The following is a 16684-nucleotide window of genomic DNA, read 5'->3' as shown; positions in this document are numbered from 1 at the left end:
GCAAGGTTAGTTAATTGAGTGATACAACTAACACTATCATTCGGAATGTGATTTAGGACATTCCAGTGAAAACTTTTCCACCTCTGGTTTCCCAGCAAGGAGTCGCAATGACCAGCAGTTCGCCCCGCGTCGCAATCTTGGGCGGCAACCGCATTCCGTTTGCCCGTTCCAACAAGGAATACGCGCACGCCTCCAATCAAGACATGCTCACCAGCGCCCTCGACGGACTCGTCGCGCGCTTCGGCCTGCACGAGGAACGGGTAGGGCTCGTAACAGCAGGCGCGGTACTCAAGCACTCGCGAGACTTCAACCTCACCCGCGAGGTAGTCCTTGGCTCGGCGCTTACTTCTACTACCCCGGCGCTCGACATGCAGCAGGCCTGCTGCACCTCTTTGGCCGCCGCCATCCATGTTGGTGACGCCATTGCCCGCGGCCGCATCGAATCCGGCATCGCCGGCGGCACGGATACCACCTCAGACGCCCCGCTTGCCGTAAACGATTCCCTGCGGCGCACCCTCATCGGACTCAGCCGCGCAAAGACTCTTTCCCAACGTGCAAAGCTCATCGGCTCAATTCGCCCCGCCCAGCTCGCGCCCGAGCAGCCCCAAAACGGCGAGCCGCGCACGGGGCTTTCCATGGGCGACCACGCGGCTATCACGGCCCGCAAAATGGGCGTAAGCCGCGCCGCCCAGGACGAGCTCGCGCTCGCTTCTCACCAGAAGCTTCATCAGGCCTGGGAGGAAGGTTTCTTTAACGACCTCAGCACCGGCTTCATGGGTGTTAACCGCGATACCAACCTCCGTCCTGACTCCACGCCAGAAAAGCTCGGCCAGCTAAAGCCGGTTTTTGGAAAGCGCGATGCCGAGCAGCACGGTACCCAGGCCACAATGACCGCCGGCAATTCGACGCCGCTTACCGACGGCGCGGCAGTCACCCTCCTGGGCAGCGAATCCTGGGCCGCAAGCCATAACCTCGAGCCGCTCGCCTACCTAGTTGATTCCGAGACCGCCGCAGTGGACTTCCTGCACGGCGGAGACGGCCTTCTCATGGCGCCGACCTATGCGGTGCCACGCCTCCTCGAGCGCAACAACCTCACCCTGCAAGATTTCGACTTCTACGAAATCCACGAAGCCTTCGCCTCGCAAGTCCTTGCCACCTTGAATGCGTGGGAGGACGAGACCTATTGCCGCGAGCGCCTCGGCCTGCCCGGCGCGCTCGGCCCCATCGACCGCAGCAAGCTCAACGTCAAGGGTTCTTCGCTGGCTGCCGGCCACCCCTTCGCGGCCACCGGGGCGCGCATCCTCGCCACCGCCGGGAAGGTCCTGCAGGAAGCAGGCGGCGGCCGCGCTCTTATCTCCATCTGCGCCGCCGGCGGCCAAGGCGTGGCCGCCATCATCGAACGCTAACCCGCACCCCAAAAATCCCCGGCTGCCAAAAGCAGCCGCCCAAAGAAGGAAAAACCATGGCACTCCTCAAGACTCAAAGCAAGGATTCCAGCGCTGCTTCCTCCACCGAGGCAAACCGAGCAAATCTTCGTTCCACCACCGCCCAAGCAGAGCCGCGCAGCCCGCGCCGCCTGCCCAAGACACCGAAGCCATCCGTAGCTACCGAGCTGGGCAACCTACTCGATGGCCCACACGCCGCTTTCCGTCAGGAGCTACGCGAGTTCATCAATGATCCGGAGCTCTTCCCGCATCCGGATCTCTCCGTCGCCGAGCAGCGCGCACATACCTTCAACAATCTCGCTAAGGTGCGCGACTTCGGCGGTTTCCAAAAAGGTCTGCGCCGCGACAATGGCGGGCCCGGCAAACCGATTCTTTCCACTTTCACACTCGAAGGCCTGGCTTGGGTCGACGGCTCACTCGCCATCAAGTCCGGCGTGCAGTGGGGACTGTGGGGCGGCGCCCTCGACCAGCTCGGCACCGAGCGCCACATCGAGTGGGTTCAAAAGGCCGCATCCCTGGAGCTACCTGGTTGTTTCGCCATGACCGAACGCGGCCACGGCTCTGATGTGCAATCCCTTGAGACCACGGCGAACTACGACCCGGAAACCGATGAATTCATCATCAATACCCCGAGCGATACCGCGGTGAAGAACTACATCGGCAACGCCGCCCAGGACGGCCGTGCCGCCGTCGTGTTCACGCAGCTTATGACCCCGGAAAGCGATGGCCGCACCCACGGCGTGCACGCCATCATCGTTCCGATTCGTGACGAGCAAGGCAACGCGCTGCCGGGCATCACCTTGGGCGATCACGGCCACAAGGGTGGACTCGTGGGCGTCGATAATGGCACGCTCCGCTTCGACAACGTGCGCGTACCGCGTGTAAACCTGCTCAACCGCTTCGCAGACGTCGATGAAAACGGCAGGTATTCTTCGCCGATTGAAAACCCCAACGCCCGCTTCTTCACCATGCTCGGCACGCTGATCCGCGGGCGCATGGGCGTGGCTGGTGCCGCGGGCGCCGCCACGGAGGCCTCGCTGGACATCGCGGTGCGCTACGCCAACCGACGCCGCCAATTCGAAGGCGCAACCGGCGCCGAAAAGCACCTTATCGATCACCGCCAGCACCGCCGCCGCCTGCTCATCCCGCTGGCGCGCTCTTATGCGCTGCACCTGCTGCACAACCAAATTCTGGAGCGCTACCAGGAGATGAATGACAGCCAGGAGGCAGGCTCGTGGTCCGTGACCACTCCCACCGAGGAGCAAAAGTATGCCTCCCGCGAGATGGAGTCTTTGGCCGGCGCGATTAAAGCCGCACAGACCCAGCACGCCATCCGCACGATTCAGGAATGCCGTGAAGCCTGCGGCGGCGCGGGCTATATGTCAGAAAACCGCCTGACCACCTACCGCGCCGACTCCGATGTCTTCGCCACCTTTGAAGGCGATAACACCGTGCTGATTCAGATGGTGGGCAAGAACCTGCTCACCGCCTACGGCCGCGCGATGAATGACATGTCTCCATGGGATACCGTGCGCTATGCCGCGACGACCGCCACTGAAGTCGTGCGCCGCCGCACTGGTTTCACCACGCGTCTGCAGGGGCTGGTGGACCTGGTCAATCCGAACGAGGCATCGCTTTTCGACGCCGTCTACCAAGCCAAGCTCATCGACGACCGTGCCCAGTCCGTCCTGCTTTCTCTCGTTCGTCGTATCCAGCCGGCCCGCAAGGCCGACAAGGTGCAGGCAGCCGCCATCGTGGACCAATGCCAGGATCACCTCATCGCGGCAGGCTGGGCCCGTGTAGATACGCTGCTGGTCCAAGCGATGATTGAGGCGGAAGACCGCCTGGAGGTAGGGTCCCTCGCACGCCAGGTCTTCGAGCAGCTACGTCACCTGTTCGTGCTGTCCACGCTGGTCGAGCACGCGGGCTGGTATCAGGAGCACAACTTGCTTCCGGCCGGCCGTATGAAGGCCGCCCGCGCTGCAATCAATGATCTGGTGGATTCTTTGGCACCGTGGTCCGTGGTTCTGGTTGACGCATTCGGCCTGCCTTCCGAGGTATCCAACATCCCAATGCTCACCGAAGCCGGCGTGGACCCGCCGCGCGATTAGGCGCCTGTCCCCATTTGAACGCCTAGGCCGCCACGACCATCCAAATGGCCACCATGTGCACAACCGCAGCCGCGATAGTCGCGCTGTGGAAGTGCTCGTGGTAGCCATACCACCGGGCGTTGCGGCCCGGCCATTTGAAGCCATAGGCCAAAGCGCCTAGCGAATAGATCACTCCGCCGGCAAAAAGCAGCCACACAACTACGGCGCCAGCGGCACCCCACAGGGTGGGAATGAGTGGGACCACCAACCATCCCAATGCCAGATAGACCACCACATCGAGCCAGCGTGGATGGTCTATCCACAACAGATTCAGGATGACACCCAAGATTGCCCCAGCCCAAGCAATAGCCAGCATGAGCGATGCCTGCTTCACGTCTAAGACGATGGCACACAGCGGCGTATACGTCGCCGCAATAAAGACAGCGATGGTTGCGTGATCCGCCCGACGCCACCAACGCACTGCCCGCAAGCTCGGCCATGGCCAACGGTGATAAAGGGCGGACACGCCAAACAAGCCCACTACGCCGACGCCGTAGACGGTAACGGCTAGCGCGTGCCACCAGGGCAGCGTCATCCAGGAATAGGTAATCAGCACAGTAGATGCGATCACCGAGCAAATCGCGGCAAAAAAGTGGCCCCAGCCGCGAGTGAGGGGGCGTGGGCCACGGTCAGCGATGAAATAGCGCCGCTCGACGAGCCCCTCAGGTGGCGCCTGCTCCACCCCTTCTAATAGCGCAGTGTTTTCCTTGTTAGCCATCAATGGGTAGCCGCCTCACTTCGGAGAAAACTTACGTCGCCGTAACTATACGGCGCCCGTCCGACGCTTTCAAGGAAATGCCCACTATTTTGTTATGCTTATTAAATTTTGCACCACCTCCGAAATCGGCGAGGCCTGACCGGATTCGACCGACTACGAAATCTTCTTCGGAGCGCAGCTGTACACGGCCTGGGAGACGACGCTCGGGCCAGCGCTCGGCATCGAATAGCGCGTGCCACTTTAGTCTCAGTAGTTGAATCTTTTTTCAACTTTTCCTGGGAAATACTTATACAAGCTGAAAAATCCTTGTACACTTGCTCCCACTATGACTTCCACACGCTCCATTGGAACCCTGCTCAAGTCCGTCGCTGCCGCCGGCGTCCTCGCGCTGACGATCGGCTCAACCACCACCCCCGCCATGGCGCAGTCGAGCCACCTGGAGAAGGTCTCCTCGCGCGTGACCAACCCGCAGCCTTGGCTGGGTGACCAGGCCAAGATCGTGGGCAAACGCCACATCAACGGCAACCACTGGGTCGTCGACGTGTGGTCTCCTGCCAACCGCGAAATCATCACCAACAACGTGCTGCTGCCGGGCGGCGACCAACCGCGCCCGAGCTTCTATCTCCTGCCTGGCATCCAGGGCGGCCAGGAGGGCATGAACTGGATGACGCATACCGACGTCGGACCATGGTTCGCGGATAAAAACGTCAACGTAGTCATGCCGCTTGGCGGCCCATACTCGCTGTACACGGACTGGAACCAGGCCGACCCAATCCTGGGCGTAAACAAGTGGAACACCTACATGACCCAGGAGCTTCCGCCGCTTATCGACGCCGAATTCCACGGCACCGGCCGCGATGCCATCGGCGGCCTCTCCTCCACCGGTGCGGCGGCGCTCGATATCGCGGCGCATGCGCCACAGCGTTTCAAGGCGGCCGCTTCCTACTCTGGCTGCCCAGTGCGCTCTGATCCGACGGGCGTTCTGACCTCGACGGCAATGATGGCTTACGGAGGCGGCTCCTCTTTCAACGCGTGGGGTCTGCCGGGCTCGCCGCAGTGGGCGGACCATGACCCGAACTTCAATCCGGGTCGCCTGCGCGGTGTAGATGTCTTCGTGGCTTCTGCATCCGGCAACCCGGGTCCGATTGATGGCAACAACATCAACCCGGTGACCAGCGTTGGCCCGCGTGCAGTTGAGGTGGTTGCCAACCAGTGCACCGAGACCTTCACGCACAACGCGCGCCGCGCCGGCGTGAACGTTAACCGCTACTACAGCGAGCAGGGTTCGCACTCCTTCGGGCTCTTTACACACGAGATGAAGGTCAGCTGGGCGCAGACCATCGCGCGCGCAATCGGCGCTTAAGTCGCGGCGCTCACGCGATTTCTCCTGGGCATCACGAACTCCATTCGCTCTGAGGCTTCCACCCCGGTTGGGTCCCCGTCTTTGGGTCCCCGTCTTTGGGTCCCATTGGTTGGGTCCTATTGCGAGTGGAGTTTTGTGTTTTGGGGTAAAAAGGCTCCCTTTGCTAGCAAAGGGAGCCAAGGAATGGGACCCAACCAGGGGGACCCAACCAGCCGGGCTCGGAACTACTTGCGGAAGTACTCTGCCGCAGACTCGAAGAGCTTCATATCGTACTCGCCCGGCACGTTCTTGTAGGTAGATGCCGAGATGCGTTCAGAGTGGCCCATCTTGCCTAGGACGCGGCCATCCTCGGACATGATGCCCTCAAGGGCGAAGAGGCCGCCGTTCGGGTTAACGGAGATATCCATCAGCGGGTTACCAGCAACGTCGACATACTGGGTGACGGCAGCTGCCTTTAGACGCTCCCACTCGGACTCACCAGCAGTGATGCGGCCCTCGCCGTGAGAAATCGGGACGGTGAAGACGTCGCCCTCGTTAATCTTGGACAGCCACGGCGATGCGTTATTGACCACGCGCACACGCGAAATACGCGACTGGTGGCGACCAATCGTGTTGAAGGTCAGCGTCGGGGTCTCAGTGCCCGGCTCAGAAATCTTGCCGAACGGCACCAAGCCCAGCTTGATCAGCGCCTGGAAGCCATTGCAGATGCCGAGGACCAGGCCACCGCGCTCGTCGAGAAGCCCCTGCACACCCGCGGTGAGCGATGGGTTACGCAGGAAGGACGTGATGAACTTCGCGGAACCGTCCGGCTCGTCGCCACCAGAGAAGCCGCCCGGCAGGAAGAGCATCTGGGAGCGATCCAAAGCCGCGGCCATGCGGTCGACGGACTCAACAATGTCCTCCGGGGTGCGGTTGCGCACCACGAGGATCTCCGGCTCGATGCCAGCGCGACGCAGCGCGCGGGCGGAGTCGTACTCGCAGTTGGTACCCGGGAAGACCGGGATGAGAGCGGAAGCCTTGGCGCCGCCGTGGGTCGGAGTGATGGTCGGTGCCTCAGATGCGGAGACCGAAGAAGTGGCGTCTGCCAGGGAAACCGAACCAGTCTGCTCAACGAAGCTCGGGTAGATCTCTACGAGAGTGCCCAGGTAGGCGGCCTCAGCGTCGGCAAAGGAAACCTCGGTGCCGCGGTAGGTGAAGCCGCCCTCGGCGGTCTCACCAATAACCGAGCCCGCGGTTGGCTCCTCGCCGTCTGCCCACTCCAGGACGAAGGCGCCGTAGGCATAGTCGTAGAGCGGGGCGTCGTCAGTAAAGGCGAAGCCGATGCCCTCGCCCAAGCCCATCTTCAGCACGGACTCGGCAGGGCCGCCGAAGCCCGGGGTGTAAGCGGAGATGACCTTGCCGGAGCGCAGCAGCTCCGTCACGGTGCGGAAGTTGGCAACCAGGGAATCTGGGGTGGGCAGGCCGGCCAGCGCAGTATCCTCTGCGCCAGCGATCTCCGGCTGGAAAAGCGTGACCTTGTGGCCCGCTGCCTTGAAGTAGTTCGGCACCATGTGCGTGGCATCGTCGTGGCTGACGGCAACCGAGATGACCGTCGGCGGGACGCTGAGCTCCTCGAAGGTGCCGGACATGGAGTCCTTGCCGCCAATCGCGGCGACGCCGAGTCCAAGCTGGGCCTTGATGGTGCCCAGCAGCGCGGCAGCCGGCTTGCCCCACGCCGCAGCGGAGTCCATGCGCTCGAAGTACTCCTGGAAAGACAAGTAGGTCTCGTCGAAGGAGGCGCCGGTAGCAATCAGCTTAGACACCGACTCCACCACCGCGAGGTAGGCCCCGTGGAACGGGCTGGCCTCAGTGACGTATGGGTTGTAGCCCCAGGACATCACGGAGCAGTTGGTGGTCTCTCCCAGCGCCGGCAGGGTGTGTGCCGTGGCCTGGATCGGGGTGGCCTGGCGGGTGCCGCCGAAAGGCATCAGCACGGTGCCGGCACCGACGGTGGAGTCGAAGCGCTCAGACAGGCCCTGCTTGGAAGCCACGTTGAGGTCGGAGGCCATGCCGAGGAAGGACGCGTTGAAGTCCTCCTGGCGTGCCCACTCGCGGGCCGCGCCGCGCCAATCAGCGGCGGGGGCAACCTCGACGTCGACGTGCTTGTCGGCGCCGTTGGTGTTTAGGAATTCGCGGGAAAGGTCAACGATGGTGTTGCCGCGCCAATGCATGCGCATGCGGCCCGAGTCAGTGACCTCCGCAACGACCACGGCGTTGAGGTTCTCCTCGTTAGCCAGCGCGATCAGCTTGTCGAGGTCGCCTGCCTCAACGACGGTGGCCATGCGCTCCTGGGATTCGGACAGAGCCAGCTCGGTGCCGTTCAGGCCCTCGTACTTCTTCGGGACCGCATCGAGGTTGATCTCCAGCGAATCCGCCAGCTCGCCCACTGCGACGGCGACGCCGCCGGCGCCGAAGTCATTACAGCGCTTGATGAGCTTGGAAAACTCCGGGTTGCGGAACAGGCGCTGGAGCTTGCGCTCCTCCGGCGCGTTACCCTTCTGCACCTCCGCGCCCGCGGTGGTCAGCGACTCCACGGTGTGCGACTTGGAGGAACCAGTAGCGCCACCGATACCGTCACGGCCCGTTGCACCGCCGACGAGCACCACGAGGTCACCCGCCGCCGGAACTTCGCGACGCACGTTCGCCGCCGGTGCGCCCGCCACTACCGCACCCATTTCGAGGTGCTTGGCGACGTATCCCGGGTGATAGACCTCATCAACCAGGCCGGTAGCCAAGCCAATCTGGTTGCCGTAGGAGGAATTGCCGGCAGCTGCCACGCGGGCAATGGTCTTCTGCGGCAGCTTGCCTGCGCGAGTGGTGGTCTCCAGCGGGTTACCGGAGCCGGAGATGCGCATCGCGCCGTAGACATAACCGCGGCCAGACAGTGGGTCACGGATTGCGCCACCGATGCAGGTAGCAGCGCCGCCAAAAGGCTCGATTTCGGTTGGGTGGTTGTGGGTCTCGTTCTTAAACAGCAGCAGCCACGGCTCTTCCTTGCCATCCACGGTGATGGTGACATGAACGGTGCAGGCGTTGATCTCCTCGGAGACGTCCATGGCGTCGAGCTTGCCCGTGGCACGCAGCACCTTACCAGCGATGGTGCCCATGTCCATCAAAGTCACCGGCTTAGCGCGGCCGATGGACTCGCGGGCTGCGAGGTAGTCCTGGTAAGCGGCCTCAACGGTCGGCTCATTGAAGGTAATGGAATCGAGGACGGTCTCGAAGGTGGTGTGGCGGCAGTGGTCGGACCAGTAGGTATCAATCACCTTGAGCTCGGTGATGGTGGGTTCGCGGTCTTCGGAAGCAAAGTAGTTACGAATCAAGGTGGCGTCGTCCGCGTCCATGGCCAAGCCGTGGGAGGCAACGAACTCGGGAAGGGCGGCGTCGGAAAGCGCGGTGAAACCCTCAAGGGTCTCAACGTCTGCGGGGGTATCGACGTGCAATGCCAAAGTCTCCGGCAGCTCCAGCGCTGCTTCACGGGACTCGACGGGGTTAATCAGATCCTTGCGCATGGCGGCAGGAATCTCACCATCTACCGCATAGACCACCGCGGTGCGCACGCGGGGGCGCTCCCTTTCAAAGAGGAACTGAATGCACTGTGCGGCAGAATCGGCGCGCTGATCAAACTGGCCTGGAAGCGGTTCAACGGCGAGAACCCCGCCTGCAACTCCAGCCTCGTCCAGCGTGGAAAAAATAGTGTCTACCTGCGGTTCTGAAAGAACCAACTTGACCGCGGTAGCAAATTCGGAATCGGTGGTGCCCTCTACGTCGTAGCGATTGAGCACGCGCACGTTGACGCCGTACTCCTTCGACAATGCAGCGGCATGCCCGCCCTCGCGATTTTCCACATACACGCGCTGAACCATCGTGCCTCCAGTTTCATTCAGCTCAAGTTTTAACTCGGTAGTCGACTTAGTGCCCACAGTATTTCCCGCGGGGAACGAAAACCAATTCTATAGGGCGGCGGGTTGGGGGTGGTTCGGTTTGGAGGATTACTGGCACCGAGGCCTCGCGTGGGCACAATTTGCCAAATAGTGCGCCCAAATTTGCTGATTTTCCGGGCTTGCTTGGCAAATTGTGCGCAGTTCGCACGCCCCTGCCCCGCAAAGCCCGCGTAAACACCCGGTGAACCGCAAGACAAACCTTTTGGGCGTGCATGTAAACCCCCAAGACATCTGGGGGATGAACGCTTGGCAAGCCCGGCGCGGTGCCTTAGAAACAAATGGTCATATATCTCCTATTGCAAGGTTTCTCATGCGCTCTCGTTCTCTTCGCGCGCTTTCTTTAACCGCGCTCATCTCCACTTTCTCCACTCTCACCGTCCCCGCCCATGCAGCGCCCGCAGGTGATGCCGTGGTTCTTTCTGAGGTTTACGGCGGCGGCGGAAACTCTGGTGCGACCTTTACCCACGACTTCATCGAGCTCTTCAACCCCACCGAAGCCGAGGTCTCGCTGGATGGTTGGTCCGTCGAGTACTTTTCCGCCGGTGGCAACTCGGGCGGCAAGGCTGCTCTCGGCGGCGCGATTCCGGCTGGCAAGCACTACCTGATTCAAGCTGGCCAGGGCAGCGGCGGCTCCACGCCACTGCCTACCCCAGACGCGGAATCCTCCCTGAACCTGTCCGGTTCGAAGGGATCGGTCAAGCTTTACGACGCCTCCGGCAACAAGGTTGACCTCGCCGGTTACGGTTCCGCCCAGCTGGCAGAAGGCACCCCCGCCCCAAGCACCTCCAATGCAGAGTCAGTCTCTCGCGATGAGGCGGGCACCGATACCGACGACAACGCTGCCGATTTCCATGTCAGCACGCCCACTCCTACGCCTTCCGGCAACGAACCAACCACGCCCGCTGAGCCAGAGGAACCAACGCAGCCTGCAGACCCCGGCCGCGAGCTAAGCATCGAAGAAATCCAGGGAACCGGCGCTCAGTCTCCGGTTAAAGACCAGAACGTCACGACCAAGGGCGTCGTCACTGGCGTGTGGTCCGAGGGCGGCATCAACGGCTTCACTATCCAGACCGGCGGCACCGGAAACGAGGCTCCTGCTGCTTCCCCGGCGCTGTTTATTTACATGGGTAACAAGGAAGCCTCTGCTTATCCGCAGCTCGGGGATTCCGTGCAGGTTTCTGGCAAGGTCTCGGAGTTCTTTGACGCCACCCAGCTAACCGCAAATGCCGTCGAGAAGCTCGATGCTCCCCTGCCGGAGGTCACCGCGCTCGAACTGGAGGCCCTGCCGGAAGGCGACGTCGCCCGTGAGGCCTACGAGCACATGCTGGTGCTGCCTGGCACCCACACCGTGACCAACAACTACGCGCTCAACCAGTATGGCGAGGTAGGCCTGGCGCCGGGCACTGAGGCACTCCGCCAGCCGTCGGACCTTTATGACCCGTCGACAGACCCAGACTCCGACCTACAGAAACTCGCCGCTTCCAACGCCGCCAAGCTGGTCACGCTGGACGATGGCCGCACGAAAAACTACCTCGAGTCTGACCAATCCACCCCGCTGCCATATATCGCGCAGGACAACGCACAGACCATCAAGTCCCTGCGCACCACTGACCAGGTAACTTTCCAGCACCCGGTCATCGTGGGTTACTCCCATGAACAGTGGCGCTACCAGCCCACCGCACCGGTAACGGGCAATACGGCAGGCAGCGATTTGCCGATTACCTGGGAAGACTCCCGCGAAAAGGAACTGCACGCACTCGACGTCGAAGGCGAATACACCATTGGTGCCTTCAACGTATTGAACTACTTCACCTCCCTTGGCGAGGAGTACGGCGGCAGCTCCTACGATGACATGAACGGCAACCCGGTCACCGTCAAGCGCGGCACGACCCGCGGTGCTTATACCGCGGAGGCCTTCGAGAACCAGCAGCGCAAGATTGTCGCGGCCGTAAACGGTCTTGATGCCGACGTCATCGCCCTTTCTGAAATCGAAGACGGCTACGGCGTCACCGGCGACAAGTCCAAGCGCGACCAAGCCTTGGCGCACCTGACAGACGAGCTCAACGCGGCCGCTGGTTCCGAGAAGTGGGCCTACGTGACCTCCCCGGAGAAGCTGCCGGACACCGTGGACGTCATTCGCACCGCGTTTATCTACAAAAAGGATCGCGTCACACCGGTTGGTGAATCCCGCATCTTCGTCGACGACCGCTTCACTGGAACGGCCCGTGAGCCGCTAGCGCAGGAGTTCGCGCCAGTCGACGCCGCGGATGACGAGACCTTCGTGGCCGTGGCCAATCATTTCAAGTCCAAGGGTTCCGTTGTTAAGGGTGACGCCGACACCGGCGACGGCCAGGGCAATAACCCCAACGTGCGCAAGGCACAGGCCGAAGCCGTTCTTGAGCACCTGGCTAAGCAGCCAGATTGGCAGGACAAGGCCACCTTCGTGATGGGTGACCTCAACACCTATACCCACGGCGATGCCATCGATGTCTTCCGCGACAGCGGCTACACCGTTCCCGCTGAGGACTACCACGCGGATGCCTCCTACCAGTTCTCTGGCCTGTTGGGTTCCCTCGACCACGTCCTGGCAAACGAGGTTGTATCCGGCAAGGTAACCGACGCCCAGGTGTGGAACATCAATGCCGACGAGCCGGTGGCCTTTGAGTACTCTCGCCGCAATTACAACATCGTGGACTTCTACGACGATTCCCCGTTCCGCGCCTCCGACCACGACCCGGTCAAGGTCGGATTCAGCCTGGGCAAGGCGGCCGCTAACCCAGACGAAGAACCAGACACCGACCCAGACAGCAAGCCCGGCACCAACAAAGGCTCCAGCTCCAGTAACGGCTCTAGCTCTGGTTCGAGCACCGGCAGCATCATCGCATTGATCCTTGCGGTTGCCGTCCCCGGCATCGCAATGTTGCTCGGCGGTTCGCTGAAGTTCCTGACACCCCAGCTCATCGACGCCCTGCCACCGCAGGTCCGGGATTTCCTCAAGCTCTAGGCTCCCGGGAGCGTTTCCTCCGGGGCGTCTTCCCCGGAGCGTCTCCTCTCCCTACGCACAATTTGCCAAATAGTGCCCTGAATTAGCGCGGATTCAGCAGTCTAATTGGCAAATTGTGCGTTTTTGCGCGTTCGGTGCACGCTTTTGCACGCGTGCCGTGCGTTCGGTGCACGCTCGGCGTGCACTTCCGCGGGAGGCTTTTAGCGCTTCGTCAAAAAGACGCCGTAGTCCGCGGGCTGCGCGCCGGCGCTCGCGGCGCGGTCAACCGCCTTGATGAAGTCAGAGACCACTTTCCTGTCATTAAGGTTGCGGCCAGAGATGGAAAGACGCACGGTGTTGCCACGCAGCGCGGAGCGCTCAGCTGCGCGAATAATGTTGCGGCGCCACCACTTCGCCGCGCCGAAGCCCTCGCCGAAGGACAGGTTGCGGGTCTGGTGGAACTTGCCGGAACGCAGCTCGTGAATGCCACGCGTGGAGACCGCGACGTCGAAAGCAAAGTTCGGTAGGACCTCCAAGGTGCCAGGCGACATACGCCAGCGTGGAGGTGCGAAGATGCTCGACTCGAAGCCCAACTTGGCCATCTGCCGCGTGGCGCCCTTCAAACGGAGATTGGCCTCGTGCGAGTCGAGGTTAGCGAACTCAGCGCGACGACCTTGCACCGCTTGGTCGAAGCCATTCAGAATAAGCAACCTACCCGCGGATTCCTGCTCTTTGAGAAAGCCTAAGGTCTTGTCATCCTTGGCCAGGTGCCAATTGCCATCAATGTGTGGGGCAACCAGCAAAGAGACCGGGATTTCTTCCCGGTCTAGTTCTTTGAGGAGGTTACTAGTTTGCTTCCGCGTGTCAGAAAAGATGCTGGAAATCGAAACTAGAAGGTGGCCATGCATAAGTGCAATTATCGCACAGCCACCGCGAGTCCGCGCGGCGAGGAGCGTCTAAGCTTTCAACCCCGTGGCCTTGTTAATGGTCCACGCGTACTCGAAGGCATTCTGGCGCCACTTGTCATAGCGTCCAGAAACACCACCGTGGCCAGCGACCATCTCCGTCTTGAGCAGGAACTGCCCGCCCTTTGCGGTATCACGCAGCTTGGCAATCCACTTCGCCGGTTCCACGTAGAGCACGCGAGTGTCGTTGAGCGAGGTAATCGCCAAAATGTCCGGGTAGTTCTGCGCAGTGACGTTCTCGTAAGGCGCATAGGACTTCATGTAGTCATAGACCTCTGGGTCGTGGTACGGGTCGCCCCACTCTTCCCACTCGATGACCGTCAGCGGTAGCTCCGGCTTCAGGATGGAAGTCAGCGGGTCCACGAAGGGCACAGAGGCCTGGATGGCCGTGAAGCGGTCCGGGGCCATGTTTGCCACCGCGCCCATCAGCAGGCCTCCGGCGGAGCCGCCTTCAGCCACCATCTGATCTGCGGTGGTGACGCCGCGCGCGATGAGGTCATCGGCCACCGCGATGAAGTCGGTGAAGGTGTTCTTCTTCTGCAGAAGCTTGCCGCTGTCGTACCAGGTGCGGCCCATCTCGCCGCCGCCGCGGACGTGCGCCATCGCAAAAATCATCCCGCGGTCCATCAGGGACAGACGGAATACGGAGAAGTACGGGTCCATGCTGGTTTCATAAGAGCCGTATCCGTAGAGAAGCGTCGGGTTAGCTTTGGTGCGGTCAAGATCAGCGCGGTGCACGATGGAGACCGGAATCTGCGTGCCGTCGGAAGCCTGCGTCCACATGCGGTAAGCAACGTAGTCATCCTTGTTGTAACCGCCCGGGACTTCTTGTTCCTTGAGCAAGGTGTACTCGCCAGTCTCGACGCGGTAATCGAAAAGCTGCGAAGGCTGGATGAAGGAGGTGTAGCTCACGCGCAGTACCGGTGCATCCCATTCCGGGTTGCCGCCAACGCTCACGGTGTAGAGCTCTTCGTTGAAGTTTAACTCCTTAAATTCGGACCAACCATGGCGTACATCCATGATTGCGGCACGCCCGATGCCGGCGCGGCGGTAGCCTACGACGACCTGGTCGCGATAGGTATCCACGCCTTCCAGGCGCACATCCTCGCGATGCGGAATCAGCACATCGAGCTCGCGGAGCGGTGCGAGGTCCTCCCCTACTGCCAGCGGCGTGGTGGCCAGGGTGAAGTTCGGGCCTGAGGCGTTGTGGGTGACAAACCAATAGGCCTGGCCGTCGATCTCGGCATAGTCGACGTCGTAGTCAACACCTGCTTCGCGCTGCCACAGAACCTGGAATTCGCCTTCCGGGTCCGTACGATCCAGCACCCAGGTCTCTGAGGTCAGCTTCGAGCCGATAACGATGAACAGGTACTTCTCGCTGCGAATACTGCCGACGCCGATGTTGAAATGCTCGTCAGCTTCATGCATGACTTGCACGTCTTCGGACTGCGCGGTTCCCACCTTGTGGCGCCAGACGGTATCTGGACGCCAGGCATCATCGACCGTGGTGTAAAAGATGTAGTCATCGCCCACCCAGGTCGCACCGTAGAAGATGCCTTCGAGGCGGTCGGAGAGCAGCTCACCGGTACGCAAGTCCTTGATGACCAGAGAAAAACGCTCGTCGCCAGCGGTATCCACGGAATAAGCCAGCAGGTTGCCGGAGTCAGAGACGGTGGAGGCACCCATCGCGAAGAATTCGGTGCCTTCTGCTAGCTCGTTGGCATCTAGGAGGATTTCCTCGCCCTCAGGCGCGCCTTCTTCTGGAATAACGGGAGCGGTCCACGGGTCAGCACCTTCGGTCACCGGAACGCGGCAGCTAATGCCATAGTTCTTGCCCTCGACAGAGCGACCGTAATACCAGTACTGGCCCCTGCGCGAAGGCACGGACATGTCCGTTTCCTTCACGCGCGACTTTACTTCCTGGAAGATGTTCTCAGTCAGCTCTTCAAGGTGCGCAGTCTCCTGCTCAGTATAAGCATTCTCCGCGCGCAGATAATCGAGCGTTTCTGCGGATTCTTTATCCCGCATCCACTCGTAATCATCCACGAAGCTGCAGCCATGAAACTCGCGGGTGATGGGGTGTTTTGCGGCAATCGGCGGGGTCAATTCAGTCATGTTCTCCTCGCTAGATTAGGGGGCTTATTTGTAGTGAGATTTCTCGAAACCCTACCGTAACGAAGGCTTTAGGCCTTAAAAGGAGTTTCCCGAAAGACGCTCGTAAGCCTCGACGTAGCGCGCACGGGTGGCCTCGACGACGTCGTCAGGCAGGCGCGGCGGCTTGGCATCAGAAGCCTGGTCCCAGCCGGATTCCGGCGAGGTCAGCCAGTTGCGCACGTACTGCTTGTCGAAGGAAGGCTGAACCTTGCCCTCCTCATACGTATCGGCTGGCCAGTAGCGGGAGGAATCCGGGGTTAGGACCTCATCGGCCAGAATCAGGGTGCCATTTTCATCGAGACCGAACTCGAACTTGGTATCGGCCAGGATGATTCCCTTCTCCTCCGCGATGCGGGCGGCCTCGGAGTAGATGCGCAGGGTGGCAGCGCGCAGCTCTTCCGCACGCTCTTTGCCCAGCTTGGCGACGACCGCGTCAAAGGACACGTTCTCATCATGCTCGCCCTGCGCCGCCTTGGTGGCCGGGGTAAAGATCGGCTCTGGAAGGCGGGAGGCCTCGGTAAGGCCTTCAGGCAGCTCGATGCCGCAAACGGTACCGCTTTCCTTATATTCCTTTAGGCCGGAACCGGTGAGGTAGCCGCGCGCGACACACTCGAAAGGCAGCATGTCGAGCTTCTTGACCACCATGGCGCGGCCCAGCACTTCCTCTGGGATGCGCTCGTCATCGAGCGGGCCGGCGAGGTGATTCGGGAAATCGATGACGTCGAAGAAGAACTTCGAGGTCGCGGTCAGAACACGCCCCTTGTCCGGGATAGCCGGGTCCAGGGAGTGGTCGTAGGCCGAAATACGGTCGGAGACGACCATCAGCAGAGCGTTCTCGTCGACGTCGTAGATGTCACGGACCTTGCCGGAAGCAAGGTGCTTATAAGAAGAAAGTTCTGGGCGCATGAGTCCTATCCTAATTC

The 16684-nt window shown here is 61.4% G+C and carries 9 protein-coding genes; 4 read left to right on the top strand and 5 right to left on the bottom strand.

Going from position 1 to position 16684, the window contains the following annotated elements:
• The first annotated feature begins 107 nt into the window (after positions 1 to 107).
• Both HMPREF3169_RS01215 and HMPREF3169_RS01210 read left to right on the top strand, forming a co-directional pair.
• Positions 108 to 1406 (top strand): acetyl-CoA C-acetyltransferase, encoded by a 1299-nt coding sequence (locus tag HMPREF3169_RS01215; RefSeq protein ID WP_070455454.1) that lies wholly within the window; start codon positions 108 to 110, stop codon positions 1404 to 1406.
• Positions 1407 to 1462: 56 nt separating this feature from the next.
• Positions 1463 to 3556 carry an acyl-CoA dehydrogenase family protein gene (locus HMPREF3169_RS01210; RefSeq protein WP_070455452.1) on the top strand — a complete coding sequence of 698 codons (2094 nt, stop codon included), beginning with the start codon at positions 1463 to 1465 and terminating at the stop codon, positions 3554 to 3556.
• Positions 3557 to 3578: 22 nt separating this feature from the next.
• On the opposite strand, the gene HMPREF3169_RS01205 is transcribed toward HMPREF3169_RS01210, so the two are convergent.
• Complete coding sequence (locus HMPREF3169_RS01205) at positions 3579 to 4313, bottom strand: PAQR family membrane homeostasis protein TrhA (RefSeq protein ID WP_062043373.1); 735 nt, start codon at positions 4311 to 4313, stop codon at positions 3579 to 3581.
• A gap of 325 nt (positions 4314 to 4638) precedes the next feature.
• Here HMPREF3169_RS01205 and HMPREF3169_RS01200 point away from each other — a divergent pair, with 325 nt between their 5' ends.
• Entirely contained in the window at positions 4639 to 5676 is a 1038-nt protein-coding gene (locus HMPREF3169_RS01200; protein WP_070432613.1) for an alpha/beta hydrolase, read from the top strand.
• 224 nt (positions 5677 to 5900) lie between these two features.
• Here the strand turns inward: HMPREF3169_RS01200 and HMPREF3169_RS01195 are convergent, their stop codons facing one another.
• Entirely contained in the window at positions 5901 to 9581 is a 3681-nt protein-coding gene (locus HMPREF3169_RS01195; protein ID WP_070455450.1) for a phosphoribosylformylglycinamidine synthase, read from the bottom strand.
• A 388-nt stretch (positions 9582 to 9969) separates the two neighbouring features.
• Here HMPREF3169_RS01195 and HMPREF3169_RS01190 point away from each other — a divergent pair, with 388 nt between their 5' ends.
• Positions 9970 to 12663 (top strand): ExeM/NucH family extracellular endonuclease, encoded by a 2694-nt coding sequence (locus HMPREF3169_RS01190; protein WP_070455448.1) that lies wholly within the window; start codon positions 9970 to 9972, stop codon positions 12661 to 12663.
• 200 nt (positions 12664 to 12863) lie between these two features.
• Here HMPREF3169_RS01190 and HMPREF3169_RS01185 read toward each other — a convergent pair whose 3' ends face one another.
• The 3 genes from HMPREF3169_RS01185 to HMPREF3169_RS01175 all read right to left on the bottom strand — a co-directional run bounded on the left by HMPREF3169_RS01185 (position 12864) and on the right by HMPREF3169_RS01175 (position 16667).
• Positions 12864 to 13550 (bottom strand): DUF2334 domain-containing protein, encoded by a 687-nt coding sequence (locus HMPREF3169_RS01185; RefSeq protein WP_061924562.1) that lies wholly within the window; start codon positions 13548 to 13550, stop codon positions 12864 to 12866.
• A gap of 48 nt (positions 13551 to 13598) precedes the next feature.
• The gene (locus HMPREF3169_RS01180; RefSeq protein ID WP_061924566.1) at positions 13599 to 15722 is read right to left on the bottom strand and encodes a S9 family peptidase; all 2124 of its coding nucleotides are present in this window, start codon (positions 15720 to 15722) and stop codon (positions 13599 to 13601) included.
• A 75-nt stretch (positions 15723 to 15797) separates the two neighbouring features.
• Entirely contained in the window at positions 15798 to 16667 is an 870-nt protein-coding gene (locus HMPREF3169_RS01175) for a phosphoribosylaminoimidazolesuccinocarboxamide synthase (RefSeq protein ID WP_062043355.1), read from the bottom strand.
• Positions 16668 to 16684 lie beyond the last annotated feature (17 nt).

This window comes from Corynebacterium sp. HMSC08C04 (assembly GCF_001807495.1).
Lineage (GTDB): Bacteria > Actinomycetota > Actinomycetes > Mycobacteriales > Mycobacteriaceae > Corynebacterium > Corynebacterium simulans.
This window is presented reverse-complemented; position numbering and strand designations above follow the sequence as displayed.